The 12,415-nt window shown below is 76.5% G+C and carries 11 protein-coding genes; 3 read left to right on the top strand and 8 right to left on the bottom strand.

Going from position 1 to position 12,415, the window contains the following annotated elements; translation table 11 throughout:
• Positions 1-54: 54 nt before the first annotated feature.
• From ACIBQ8_RS32815 to ACIBQ8_RS32780, 8 genes are all read right to left on the bottom strand, one after another.
• Positions 55-540, bottom strand: a complete 486-nt coding sequence (locus tag ACIBQ8_RS32815; RefSeq protein WP_397178358.1) for a nuclear transport factor 2 family protein — start codon at positions 538-540, stop codon at positions 55-57.
• A gap of 57 nt (positions 541-597) precedes the next feature.
• Positions 598-1,482 (bottom strand): LysR family transcriptional regulator, encoded by an 885-nt coding sequence (locus ACIBQ8_RS32810; RefSeq protein ID WP_397193828.1) that lies wholly within the window; start codon positions 1,480-1,482, stop codon positions 598-600.
• 59 nt (positions 1,483-1,541) lie between these two features.
• A complete protein-coding gene (locus ACIBQ8_RS32805; RefSeq protein WP_397193827.1) occupies positions 1,542-2,273 on the bottom strand; it encodes a class I SAM-dependent methyltransferase in 732 nt (243 codons plus the stop codon).
• Positions 2,274-2,595: 322 nt separating this feature from the next.
• Positions 2,596-3,855, bottom strand: coding sequence for an alpha/beta fold hydrolase (locus ACIBQ8_RS32800; RefSeq protein WP_397178361.1), 1,260 nt, complete (start codon positions 3,853-3,855; stop codon positions 2,596-2,598).
• 78 nt (positions 3,856-3,933) lie between these two features.
• Positions 3,934-4,587 (bottom strand): response regulator, encoded by a 654-nt coding sequence (locus ACIBQ8_RS32795; RefSeq protein WP_397193826.1) that lies wholly within the window; start codon positions 4,585-4,587, stop codon positions 3,934-3,936.
• The gene (locus ACIBQ8_RS32790) at positions 4,584-6,527 is read right to left on the bottom strand and encodes a sensor histidine kinase (RefSeq protein WP_397193825.1); all 1,944 of its coding nucleotides are present in this window, start codon (positions 6,525-6,527) and stop codon (positions 4,584-4,586) included. Before ACIBQ8_RS32790 ends, ACIBQ8_RS32795 begins: the two co-directional genes overlap by 4 nt.
• Positions 6,528-6,667: 140 nt before the next feature.
• Entirely contained in the window at positions 6,668-7,279 is a 612-nt protein-coding gene (locus ACIBQ8_RS32785; RefSeq protein ID WP_397178364.1) for a dihydrofolate reductase family protein, read from the bottom strand.
• A 74-nt stretch (positions 7,280-7,353) separates the two neighbouring features.
• Positions 7,354-8,187 carry a helix-turn-helix domain-containing protein gene (locus ACIBQ8_RS32780; RefSeq protein ID WP_397193824.1) on the bottom strand — a complete coding sequence of 278 codons (834 nt, stop codon included), beginning with the start codon at positions 8,185-8,187 and terminating at the stop codon, positions 7,354-7,356.
• A 91-nt stretch (positions 8,188-8,278) separates the two neighbouring features.
• On the opposite strand from ACIBQ8_RS32780, the gene ACIBQ8_RS32775 reads away from it, so the two are divergent.
• Genes ACIBQ8_RS32775 through ACIBQ8_RS32765 form a run of 3 tightly spaced genes read left to right on the top strand, consistent with a single transcriptional unit; the run spans position 8,279 to position 12,397 of the window.
• Positions 8,279-8,716, top strand: coding sequence for a hypothetical protein (locus ACIBQ8_RS32775; protein WP_397193823.1), 438 nt, complete (start codon positions 8,279-8,281; stop codon positions 8,714-8,716).
• Between the two features lie 54 nt (positions 8,717-8,770).
• Positions 8,771-11,506, top strand: a complete 2,736-nt coding sequence (locus ACIBQ8_RS32770) for a LuxR C-terminal-related transcriptional regulator (protein WP_397193822.1) — start codon at positions 8,771-8,773, stop codon at positions 11,504-11,506.
• A 3-nt stretch (positions 11,507-11,509) separates the two neighbouring features.
• Positions 11,510-12,397 carry an alpha/beta hydrolase gene (locus ACIBQ8_RS32765; protein ID WP_397178368.1) on the top strand — a complete coding sequence of 296 codons (888 nt, stop codon included), beginning with the start codon at positions 11,510-11,512 and terminating at the stop codon, positions 12,395-12,397.
• The last annotated feature ends 18 nt before the right edge of the window (positions 12,398-12,415 follow it).

Raw genomic sequence — 12,415 nt, 5'->3', positions numbered from 1 at the left:
CAGGCCCGCACGGCCGCATCGGGCCGTGCGGGCCTGCGCACGTCGTCCGGCGAGTCACCCGGCGACCCCGGCGGCCCCCGTGTGCCCGGGGTCCGGGGGCTCGAAGGACAGGGGCAGGCACAGGCCGATCTGCGCGTAGATCTCCAGCTGGTCGTAGTAGAGGCGCTGGCTGGCGACGAGCCCGTCGCGCAGGTCCCAGAACCAGCAGGCCCGCACGGTGATCTGGCGGCCGGTCGCGGCCAGCACCTCGCCCCCGACCGTCAGGTAGGGGCCGGAGTGCGTCCCGGTCGCCGTCAGCTCGGTGGCGAGCGTGCCCCCCAGCATGACGGTCTCCCACAGCGTGAAGTGCAGGTCAGGAAAACCGTCCCAGATCTGGGTGAAATAGGAGGCGATCTCCCCGGGACCGCCCGCCTCCATCTCGGGGCTCACCACGACGGCGTCCGGCGCGTAGCACCGCAACATCGCCTCGACGTCGTGCGCGTTGGCCGCGCCGAGCAGCCGGCGCACGATGTCGTTCGTGGGCGGCGGCACCTGTTCCATGCCGGGGACCGTACCCGGAGCAGGGCAGGGCACCGCCAAACGGTCGTCAGCAGCGGCTCATGGATGGGCAGCGCCCGCCGTGGGCGCGCGGAGGGTGCGCAGCTCGCCGAGCAGGTCGCGGATCAGCGCGGAGCCGGCCAGTTCGCGGGTGGTGACGTAGCCGACCCGGCGGCGGGGGGCGCCCTCGCCGAGTTCGGCCGTGGCGACCTTGGCCGGGGCGTCCACCGTGGACAGGCGGGGCACGATCGCCGCGCCGAGCCCGTGCCCGACCATCGACATGACGACGCCGTCGTCCTCGACCGTGATGTCGCCGGGCGGGATCCACTCCTGCGCGGCCAGCCAGCGCCGGGTCTCGCCCGAGCAGTTCTCGTGCCAGTCGATCATGGGGAGCGACCGCGGCTCCGGATGCCCCAGCGGATGGGCCAGCACGTACGGCTCCTCGTACAGCTCCTCGCAGACCAGGCCGTCCACGTGCATCGGCAGGGTCAGGACGCCCACGTCGGCCCGGCCGTCGGCCACCTCGCCGGCGATGCCCCTGCCCAGGTCCGGCACGATGCGCACGTCCACGGTGACCTTGGGATGGCGCCGGCCGAACCGGACCAGCACGCGCGGCAGCAGGTGGAAGGCGGCGCTGCGGAAGGCGGCCAGCCGGATGGTCCCGGTGGCCTCGCCGCGCGCGGCGGCGCGCGTGTCGGCCCGCATGACCTCCAAGAGCCGCAGGATGTGCCGGGCGTGCCCGACCGCGGCCCGCCCCGCCGCGGTGGCCCGCGCGCCGGCGCGGCCCCGCTGGAACAGCACGGCTCCCGTCTTCCGCTCGGCCGCGCGCAGGGCGTGGGAGACGGCCGACTGGGTCAGCCCCAGCCGTACGCCGGCCGCCGTGACGCTGCCCTCGCCGTCGACGGCGACCAGGACGCGGAGTTCCGCGGGGGTGAGATCGTCCACGCGGCGACAACGCATGAAGACCTCTCATGCATTCCGTGCCGGCCTGCCGCCGCCCCGGGCTACGCGATCAGCAGGCGGAGGCCGAGCTCGGCCTCGTCCAGGTCGAGCAGGTCCCGGTTGCACGCGGCCCACCGGCCGGAGGCGAGGTCGTCACGCAGGTCGCGCACCGCGCGCCGCTCGACGTCCGGCCCGAGCCTGGCCCAGACCGACATCCCGCGGCGGACGTCCTCCTCCAGATACGCCTCCGGCCGCCGCCAGAAGGCCTCGAAGAGGCCGTCGGCGCAGTCCCACGGGATGGGCACGGGTTCCAGCCGGGCCCCGATCGCCTCCGCCAGCTCGGTCACCGAGGGCCGGCCGGCCACGAGCCCGGCGACCTCGGGCAGGTAGTCGCGGGACAGCCAGAACCGGTCGCGCCAGCCGGCCGCGCCGGTGTCATGGGTGAACACCACCACGCGCCGGGCGACCCGCCGCAGCTCGCGCAGGCCGCCGAGCACGTCCGGCCAGTGGTGGACGGACGAGACGGCCATCGCGGCGTCGAAGGACCCGTCGTCGAACGGCAGCCGCTCGGCGGACCCCGCCAGGCACGGCGCCGCCCCCGCCGGGCGCTGCGAGCGCATGAGCGCCGACGGCTCCACCGCCAGGACGTAGCGGCCGGGCGGCTCGTAGGACCCGGTGCCCGCGCCGACATTCAGCACGGTCCCGGCGTCGCCGAGCGCGGCCCAGATGCGCGCGGCGAGGCGCGGATCGGTGCGCCGCGTCGTGGTGTAGGCCGCTCCGATGGTGTCGTACAACGGCGCTCCGGACATTCGGCACCGCCTTCCCGGCCGTCACCGTCCGACGGGAGGCCGCTTGATCGTTGTTTTCGGATCGATCGCCAGGTGAAACCCCTTCACGGCCCGGCGCGACCGTGCCCTCACAGCCGCCGGGCATGACCGGCATGCCCGCCCTGTCGCGAGCGTCTCGGCGAGTGAGTCGCCGCCGCGGCTCCGAATGACGAGCTGTGACGCAGCCGTTCGTCCCGCTCCACGCGATCTCCCCTCCCGCCCCGGCCGCCCGGCGGAGCCCGGGTCACCCGCATCCTAAGATCACCGGTCCCGGGACGCGCGGCGGCGTCTAGGACCGGGCGGGATCGGTGCTGCCGGTGTAGGCGGGGACGGGCAGCGGACGGTCGAGGAGGAAGGCGCGGATCAGGTCGCGGTAGAGGTCGGGACGGCCGTTGGCGATCGAGTGGCCGGCGCCCGGGACGTACACCAGGGTCGAGTCCGGCAGGGTGCGCCGGTAGTCGTAGGTGACCTCCCACTTCAGGTAGTCGCACTGCCCGCGCATGATGAGCACCGGCACCCGTACCCCGCGCAACCTGGGCCGCGGGTCGGGGACGGCGGCGGCGTCCTCGGCGGTGACCTGGTTGCTGTAGAAGCCGGGCAGGTTCCCGTGCACGGGGGCGGGTTTCGCGTCCGCGCAGCCCGTGGCGTCCTTGGCCACCAGCAGCAGCGCGCGCATCCGGGCGTCGGCCTCGGCGTCGGGCACCAGCGCCCGTGCCGCGGCCGGGTTCACGCCCAGGAGCAACGACTGGACCAGCATGCGCGGGGAGCTCGTCAGCGCGTCGGCCCTGGCCTGGAGGGGGGCGGGCAGGCCGTCCCACGGGCTGCCGACGCCGCCGGGGAAGGCGGGCTCCCAGATCGCGCCCGGCGAGGTGAGCACGGCCTTGGCCACCCGGTCGGGGTGGGCGGCGAGGTAGGCCGCCGACAGGGTGCCGCCCCACGACCGGCCCACCAGGACGATCTTCGGGGCGCCGATGGCCCGGCGGACGGCCTCCAGGTCGGCGACGTGCCGGGCCACCGTGTACCCGGCCGGGTCGGCCAGCCGGGTCGAGCGGCCTGCGCCGACCTGGTCGTAGGCGTAGACGTCGAACCCGGCGGCGGCCAGCTCCTGGCTGCCCTCCGGCAGCCCCTCCCCCGGCGTGCCCGGCCCGCCGTGCAGGAAGATCACGGGTGGACGGCCGGCCGTGCCGGATCCGGCGAGCTTGACGTAGGCCAGCCGGGAGCCCGTCGGGAGCTGCCAGTACGCGACCCCGGCGGGCGTGGCGGCCGGCGGCGGGACGGGGAAGGGCCGGAAGGCCGCCAGCCCGGCGAGGGCGGCGACCGCCACGGTGTTCACCACCACGTAGGGCGGCACCAGCCGGGGCAGCCCCAGCAGCCGCAGCGCGGGACGCCCGAGCAGCCAGGTGACGGCCGCCACGGCGAGCACCCCCGCCCCCGCGAACAGCGGCACGGCGGCCGTCACGGCCGCCACGAGCAGGAAGACCACAGCCCCGGCGGCGACCGCGGCGATCTCGGCGCCCGCCAGCAGCAGCGCGCCTGACACACGTTTCATGTGCCACAACGTTAGGAACGCGCGCGCCGCGTCTCCTCCTGCCGGCGACCGAACCGGGACCCCGCCACGCGGCGGGGGTCAGCCGGCCCCGGGACGGATCAGGCCGGACTCGTAGGCGTGGATGGTCGCGTGCAGCCGGTCGCGCACGCCCAGCTTGGCCAGGATCGCCGCCACGTGATCCTTGACCGTGGCGGGGCTGAGCGCCAGGACGGCGGCGATCTCGGCGTTGGACAGCCCGCGGGCGACGTGCCCGAGCACCTGGCGCTCGCGGGCGGTGAGCCCGTCGGGCCGGGCGGGCGGGCCGGGGTCGGCGGCGGCGGCGAAGCGTTCGAGCAGCCGCCGGGTGATCACCGGGTCGAGCAGCGCGTCGCCGCGCGCGATCACCCGTACCGCGTCCACGACCCGCGCCGGCTCGGCGTCCTTGAGCAGGAACCCGGACGCGCCCGCGCGCAGCGCGCCGAACACGTACTCCTCCAGGCCGAACGTGGTCAGCACGACGATCCGCGTGCCCGGCGTGCCGGCGGTGATCCGGGCGGTGGCGGCGAGCCCGTCCAGGCCGGGCATCCGGACGTCCATGAGCGCCACGTCCGGGCGCAGCCCGGCGGCCAGCGCCACGGCGGACTCCCCGTCGGCGGCCTGCCCGACCACCTCGAGGTCGGGTTCGGCGGCCAGCACCGCGGCGATCCCGGCCCGGACCACCGCCTGGTCGTCGACGACGATCACCCTGATCATCCGGGCAACCATACCCGCACGTCGTCCGGGCCGCCGGTGCCGAGCGTCCCGCCGTACCCGTCGGCCAGGGCGTGCAGCCGGCGGCGGGCGCGCCGGGCCGCCGTGCCCTCGACGAGCACGCCGTCGGGCAGGTAGGACACGGTGATCCGGTCTCCGGCCAGCTCCTCGACGGCCCTGAACAGGCCCACCTCCAGCTCGGGGGGCAGGCCGTCCGGGTCGCCGACGTGACGCACGCCCGCCTGCCGCCGCGCGGCCAGCAGCTCCAGCCCGGCTAGCGTCGGCGGCGGGCCGTCGGCTCCGGCGGGGCGGCGCAGCTCGTCCAGCAGCCGCCGGAGCGTGTCGATCGCGGCGCGGGCGGCGTCGCGCACCGCCGCCAGGTCGCCCTGCCCGGCCGCCGCGACGACCTCGTCCGCGTGCCGGGCCGCCGTGCCGCGCAGGCCCTCGACGATCCGCTCGCGTTCGCCGCGCGCGACGTCCGCCAGCCGGCCGGCCAGCAGGTCGCGTTCGGCCGTCGCGGCCGCCCGCCGCCGTGCCCGCGCCCGGGCGACCAGGACGCCCGCCGCCCACGCCGGGGCCGACAGCAGCGCCACGGCCGTGGCGAGCACCGCCCAGGCGGCCGTCCGGTCGCCGGTGATGCCCGGTCCGAGGGCCAGCGCGAGGCCGCCCGCCAGGCCGACGGCGAGGATCGCCGGCACGCCCCGGCGCCTGGGGTGGTGGGCGCCGAAGGCGTAGAGCTGGGCCAGCTCCACCCACCAGCCCCAGAGGAACAGGTCGCCCGCGGGGGTCGGGGTCAGGCCCGCCATCGCCACCGGGTGGATCGACAACATCGCGGCGAGGCTCCACGCGGGCCGCCGCGCCCGCCACCACAGAGGCAGGGCGTGCAGGACGAAGAGGGGGCCGAGCACGAGGAACTCGCGCGGCGCCGGAGCGCCTCCGGGCAGCAGGCTCGCCCCCATCGTCCACGCGATGGCGAGCCCGGCCAGCGCCGCGTCCCACGCCCGCCGCCCGCGCCACCACGCCCGTCGGAACGGGGGCGGCCCGGCGGGGGCGGGGAAGGCGGCCCGGACCGTCCAGCCGCCGGCGTCCGGGCCCGCCGTGAACGTGCCGCCGCAGGCCGCCACGGTCGTGGCCAGCCCGGACAGGCCGTGGCCGGTGCCCAGGTCGTCGTGCTCGCGCGCGCCTCCGGTGTCGCGCACCTCGACGGTCAGCCGGCCGGGCTCGCCGAGGACGGCGACGTCCAGCCGGGCTCCGCCCGCGTACCGCGCGGCGTTGGTGAGGCCCTCCCTGACCACCCGGTAGGCGGCCGCCGCGACCTCGGGCGGGGCGGCGGCGGCCGTCCTGCGGTAACCGATCAGGCCGGGGTCGGCGCCGGGCGCGGGCCAGCCGGCGACCAGGGCGTCGATCGCCCGCAGGTCACGGCCGGCGACCAGGGCGTCTGTCGTCGGCAGGTCACGCGCGGCGTCCCGGACGCCTGCGAGTTCGGCGCGGGCCAGCCGGGCGGCGTCCCCGGCGTGGCGCAGGGCGGACTCCCGCATCGCCGGGTCGGCCACGTGCAGCGCGGACGCCGCGGCCACCGCGATGCCGGTGAGCCGGTGGGCGGCGGTGTCGTGCAGCTCGGCGGCCATCCGCAGGCGCACGGCGTCCGCCACGGCCGCGGCCGCCCTCGATCGCGCCGCCCGGTGCGCGGCCAGGGCCGCCCGCCGCGTCCGGCGCCGCCGGTGCGCCCGCCCGAACGCCCAGACGACCGCGCCCACGCCGCCCGCCACCAGCGCCACGCCCGCCAGCGCCTGCGGCGGCCAGCCACGGGCCGCCGCGACGGCCGTCGCCGCCGCCGCCAGGGCCGCCGCGACCGCGATCGTGGTCCCGGCCGTGCCGCGGACGGCCGCGCCGTACAGGAGGACGACGCCGGCGAGCGCGCACCACGGCAGAACGGAGCTCACGGCGTCAGGCTAGCTCCCGCGGATCGGCCGCGCCCATGCCCGCCTTCGTCGACCACCGTCAGGACCTCCCGCGCATCGGCCGCGCCCATGCCCGCGTTCGTCGACCACCGTCGGGTCCTCCCGCGGATCATCGGCCGCGACTAGCGGCGCACCTCGTACCGCAGGTGCAGCACCCCCTCGCCCTGGACGACCACGTGGGGGCCCGCCAGGAGGTGCTGCGCGGCGACGCGGCCGAAGAAGGGCTTGCCCGCGCCGAACACCACCGGCACGACGTCCATCGCCACCTCGTCCACCAGGCCGGCCGCGAGCGCCTGGCCGCCGACGTCGCCGGCGTTCACGCTGACGACCCGGTCCCCGGCCAGCTCCTGGGCCCGGGCGACGGCGGACGGCACGTCGGCGGCGAAATGGTAGGACGCCTCGGGGTGCCAGCCCTCGGGCTTGGGCCGGTGGGACACCACGACCACGTGCTCCCCGGCGGGCGGCCGCCCTTCCCACCCGTTCACCAGGTCGAACAGGGTACGGCCCATGATGATCACGCCGACCGACTCCCAGATCGGCCGGACGTACTCCGCCGACGCCTTGGACAGCTTGAAGCCGCCGCCGGCGCCGGAGTGGTCGTAGTCCTGCTCGTCGCCCGGCGTGAGCGGGGTGTCGCCGTTCCGGTACCAGTCGTGCAGGGGGCCGACGTCGTCGTTGCCGTCGGCGATGAAGCCGTCCACCGACATCGAGCTGTTCATGATCACTGCGCCCACGGGGTCTCCTCGGTCCTCGTCAGAAGTTCGCCTGCGATCCTGCCGTCCCGGAGGGGCGCCGGGCTTGTAGAAAATCAATCGGCGGGCATCGGGCCGTCGAAGTTCGGCTCGGCGGGGAACCGGCGTCGCAGGGCCAGGTACCCGGTCGGGGTATGGCCGGTGAAGTCCTTGAACTCCCTGCTGAAGTGGGCCTGGTCGAAATATCCGGCCGTGTGGGCGAGCGCCGGCCAGTCGACCGGGCGCGACGGGTCCACGGACAGGATCAGCCGGGCGAAGCGGTAGATCCGGGCCACCCGCTTCGGGGTGACGCCGACATGGGACTTGAACTGCGCGGCCAGGTGGTTGCCGCTCACCCCGGCGTCGTCGGCCAGCGCGCCGACCGGGACCGCGCCGTACGTGGCCGCCAGGCGGCCGCCCGCGTGCCGGACCAGGTCGAGGTTGCGCGACGCCGTCCCCGCGAACCGCGCCAGCAGTTCCTCCTCCACCACCCGCAGGACGGCGGCGGCCGAGGCGAGGTCGCCGGCCCGGTCGCGGATCCGGTCCAGGGACCGCTGCCAGAGGGCGTCGGCCGGCACCCACCGGTCGCGCAGCTCGCCCGCCGGAACGCCGACGAACGGCGACATCCCCCACGGCTTGAAGTGCACCCCGACCAGCCGCACCCGCGCGGGGTACTCGTAGCGGAACCGTCTGGTCCACATCCCCATGAACCAGCCGTCGGCGAACACCGCCGGCGGCACGGAAGGGTCGGAGTCCCACAGGCGGGCGGGGTCGCCCAGGTTGACGAACAGGTGTCCCGACGGCATCGGCGGGACGGTCATCAGCCGGTGCCGCGGCGCCCCGGTCAGGCAGTAGATGTCGTCGATGAACCGGTCGAGCGGCGGCGCGGGCGCCCGTCCGACGTATTCCATGGGACCAGTGTGGCCGAGATGATCGCGTCCCTGCACCGAATCTTCACTTCGGGTGCGCATCGGCCGCAAACCGGTCTGCTTCGATGTCGGCGTGATCGATCGGAGCAGACCCGCGGCCGGGGCCGGGGACGTTCGCTGGGCCTTCGGCTGCGCGTTCCCGGCCGTCTCCGCGACGGGATGCGCGACCGCGGGCACCTGGTACGAGATCACCTTGGTGGCGCACGCGCACGTCCACTGCGCGGGCGACCTGAGCGCGGGTGAGGGCTTCGCCGGGGCCGTCTGGGCGTTGAGCAGGTTCGTCCTCTTCCCGGTCGTGTCGGCCGGGTCGGCGCTGATCTCCCTGCCGGTCCAGTTGCTCGCCCGGCTGCCGTGGGCGGCCGGGCGGCTGTGGCCGCAGCTTTTCCTGATGGTGCTCGCCCTCGCCGTCACCCTCGCCGGGCCGGTCGCGCTGACCCTGTACGACCTGGCCACCCAGGGCACCCCCGGCGACTGCGTCCTGCCCTGGTGGCCGGCGTGGCTGCCCTCGTAGGGGCGGTCTCCCCGGGGCTCGGCGGGCCGGGCCGCGCGCCTACAGTAGGGGCTTGTGCTCTACGGCAGATCTGCGGAAATCAGCGTTCTCGACGAGGTGATCGCGCGCGCCCGCGGCGGCGCCGGCGGCGCGGTGGTGCTGCGCGGCGAGGCGGGGGCGGGCAAGACGGCCCTGCTCGACGCGGCGGCCGCGCGCGGCGGCGCGATGCGGGTGTTGCGGCTCACCGGCGTCGAGTCGGAGTCCGACCTGGCGTTCGCGGCGCTGCACCAGCTTCTGTGGCCGGTGGCCGGTTCGCCCGGCGCGCTCGACGCGCTGCCCGAGCCGCAGCGTCTCGCCGTCCGCGCGGCCCTGGGGCTGGCGGCGGGGGGCGCCGGTGACCGGTTCCTGCTGGCGGCCGGCGTGCTCTCGCTGCTGGTGGAGGCCGCCGCGCCGGACGGGCTGGTCTGCGTGGTGGACGACTTCCAGTGGATCGACCGGTCCTCGGCCGACGCGCTGCTGTTCGCCGCCAGGCGGCTGGCGACCGAACGCATCGCGATGCTGCTCGCGGTGCGCGGGGACGCCGCGGTCAAGGGCGTGCCGCTGACGGTGGAGGTGCGCGGCCTGGCCGAGACCGCCGCGGACGAGCTGCTGGCCTCCCGTCACGGGGCGCTGCCCGTCCAGGTGCGGCGCGAGCTCGTCACGCTGACCGGGGCGAACCCGCTCGCCCTGCGCGAGATCGCCGCCCGGCTGACGCCCGCCCAGCTCGCCGGACGCGAGCCGCTGCCCGACCCGCTGCCCGGCGGCGCCCGGCTGTTCGGCGACCGGGTGGCCGCGCTGTCCGCCGCCGCCCGGCTGGCCGCCCTGGTCGCCGCCGTGGAGGGCGACCTCGGCGCGGTCCTGCGCGCCACCGGCCGGCTCCTCACCGACCACGCGGACCAGCCCGGCACGCGAAACGCCCCCTCGACGCCGGCCCCCATGGAGGCGGAGGCCGGGCGGGGGGCGCTGGCCGAGCTGGAGGAGGGCGGGCTGGTGGAGGTGTCGGGCACCGGCGTGCGGTTCCGCCATCCGCTGATCCGTTCGGCGGTGCACGAGGCGGCCTCCGCGGCCGAGGTGCGCCGGGTGCACGCCGTCCTGGCGGAGCTGACCGAAGGCGACCGCCGCGCCTGGCACCTGGCCGGAGCCGCCCTGGGCCAGGACGAGGAGGTGGCCGCCGCGCTGGTGACCGCCGCCGGCCGGGCCCGCGACCGCGGCGGGTACGGCGCCGCCGCCACCGCCCTGGCCAGGGCCGCCGAGCTGACCCCCGAGCCGCGCGAGCGGGCCGTCCGGCTGAAGGACGCCGCCGTCGCGTCCTGGCTCGGCGGCCGTCCGGGCCAGGCGGAGTCGCTGCTGGCCGAGGCGCGCGAACGGGCCGGCGGCGACGTCGCCGTGACCATGGAGATCGCCCAGCTCCGGGGCCGGTTCGAGCTGAACTCCGGCAACGCCGCGGAGGCCGTGCGGATCCTGGCGGCGGGCGACAGCCTGGACATGCTGGCCGACGCCTCGGAGGCGGCCGCGTACGTCGGCGACACCGCGATGATCGTCGAGCTCGGCCGGCGGGCCGCCGCGCACCCGGAGGGTTTCCTGCGCGACACGGTGGCCGGCATCGGCCTGACCATGGGCGGCGACCCCGCCGGGCCCGGCCTGCTGCGCCGGGCGCTGGCGCGGGCCGGCGAGCTGGAGGACCCGGCGGGTCACCTGTGGGCGGCGGCCGCGGCCAGCCAGCTCGGCGAGACGGACCTGGCCGCCGAGCTGAGCGACCGGGCCGGGCAGGTGGCCAGGGTGTCGGGCATGGCGGGGCAGTTGCCGGTCGTGCTGGAGTTCGCGGCGACCGCCGAACGGCTGGCCGGGCGGCTGGCGCGCAGCCAGGCCCTCTCGGAGGAGGGCCTGGAGCTGGCCCGCGAGGCCGGTTACGAGAACACGGTGGCCGCGCACCTGGCCAACCTGGCGGTGGTGGCGGCGCTGCGCGGCGAGGAGGAGGACTGCGAGCGGCTGGCCCGCGCGGCGCTGGCCATCGCCGTCCCCCATCGGGTGGGGCTGCGGGCCGGGGTGGCGGCGTACGCGCGGGCGATGCTCGACCTGTGCCTGGGCCGGCACGCGGCGGCGCGCGACCGGTTCGCGGCCATCGCCGCGGCCGGTCCGGGCACCGGGCATCCGGCGGTCGTCTGGCGGACGATTCCCGACCGCGTCGAGGCCGCCGTCGGGGCGGGCGACGAGGAGGGCGCGCGGGCGGCGCTGGAGGCGTACGAGCGGGGGGCGCGGCACGCGGCGACGCCGGAGTCCCGCGCGCTGCTGGCGCGCTGCCGGGGCCTGGCCGAATCGCGCGAGGACGCCTTCGACGAGGCGCTGCGGCTGCACACCAACCCCTTCGAGGCGGCCAGGACGGCCCTGCTGCTGGGCGAGCGGTTGCGCCGCGGGCAACGTCCGGGCGAGGCGCGGGCGCATCTGCGGATGGCGTGGGAGACGTTCGAGCGGGCGGGCGCGCGGCCGTGGGCGCGGCGGGCGCAGGAGGAGCTGCGGGCGGCGGGCGAGAGCGGGCAGGCGCCGGCCGCGGCCGTGCTCGACGCGCTGACCCCGCAGGAGCTGCGCATCGCGGGCCTGGTCGCCGACGGGTTGTCGAGCAAGCAGATCGCCGCCCGGCTCTTCCTGAGCCCGCGGACGGTCGAGTACCACCTGTACAAGATCTATCCGAAGCTGGGCATCGGCTCCCGTACTGATCTGGCGCGGCTAGTAGTTCTACAGAAGGCGCCCGTAGCGGAGCCGGGCAGGCTGTGAGGCATGCAAAACGTGAACATCTGGAGTGAAGAGTTCGGCGCCGCCACCGACGAGCCGATCCTGCTGATCATGGGTTCGATGTCGCAGGGCGTCCTGTGGCCGGACGAGTTCGTCGGGCTGCTGACCGCGGGCGGCCGCCGGGTGATCCGCTACGACCACCGTGACACCGGCATGTCGGACACGGTCGACTTCGCGGCGCACCCGTACACGTGGGACGACATCAAGGACGACGTCTACCGGGTGATGGACGCGCACGGCCTGGACAGCGCGCACCTGGTCTGCCACTCGGCGGGCGGGCTGCTGGGGCAGTACGTCGCGGTGGAGCGGCCGGAGCGGGTGCGGTCGCTGACGGTCATCGGCTCCTCGCCGCTGGGCGGCGGCGAGGGGAAGGTCATCATGCGGGCGCTGCTGGGGCAGCCGCAGCAGGAGGGCTGCCTGCCGGTGCCGCTGCCGGAGTTCGTGTCCTTCTACCAGGCCGTGATCGCGGCGCCGCCGCCGCAGGACCGGCGGGCGGCGATCGAGGGCATGATCGCCGAGCAGCGGCTGCTGCACGGGACCGGGCTGCCGTTCGACGAGGACGCGGCGCGCCGGTTGCAGGAGCGCATCTACGACCGGGCGCGCGACCTGTCGGCGACGGTCAACCATCGGCTGGCGGCCGGCGCCAACCCCGATTTCGAGCCGGTGGGCGTGCTGCACCAGGTCAAGGCGCCGACGCTGGTCATCGAGGGCACGCACGAGCCGGCCAAGCCGGGTCATGGCGCGCTCATCGCCGAGCAGGTGCCGGGGGCGCGGTTGATGATGGTGGAGGGCCTGGGGCACACGCTGCCGCCGGAGGTGCACGACGAGCTGGCCGCCGCCGTCCTCGCGCACACGGCTCCCCGCGATCGCTGATTGGCCGGCTCGCCGATC

It is taken from the genome of Nonomuraea sp. NPDC049646 (assembly GCF_044465525.1).
GTDB lineage: Bacteria > Actinomycetota > Actinomycetes > Streptosporangiales > Streptosporangiaceae > Nonomuraea.
This window is presented reverse-complemented; position numbering and strand designations above follow the sequence as displayed.

What these genes read in the sequence shown, in the direction of transcription:
- ACIBQ8_RS32800 (WP_397178361.1), bottom strand. Translation starts at nt 3,855, where the DNA reads ATGAAACGTGTGTCAGGCGCGCTGCTGCTGGCGGGCGCCGAGATCGCC.
- ACIBQ8_RS32795 (WP_397193826.1), bottom strand. Translation starts at nt 4,587, where the DNA reads ATGATCAGGGTGATCGTCGTCGACGACCAGGCGGTGGTCCGGGCCGGG.
- ACIBQ8_RS32815 (WP_397178358.1), bottom strand. Translation starts at nt 540, where the DNA reads ATGGAACAGGTGCCGCCGCCCACGAACGACATCGTGCGCCGGCTGCTC.
- ACIBQ8_RS32780 (WP_397193824.1), bottom strand. Translation starts at nt 8,187, where the DNA reads ATGGAATACGTCGGACGGGCGCCCGCGCCGCCGCTCGACCGGTTCATC.
- ACIBQ8_RS32765 (WP_397178368.1), top strand. Translation starts at nt 11,510, where the DNA reads ATGCAAAACGTGAACATCTGGAGTGAAGAGTTCGGCGCCGCCACCGAC.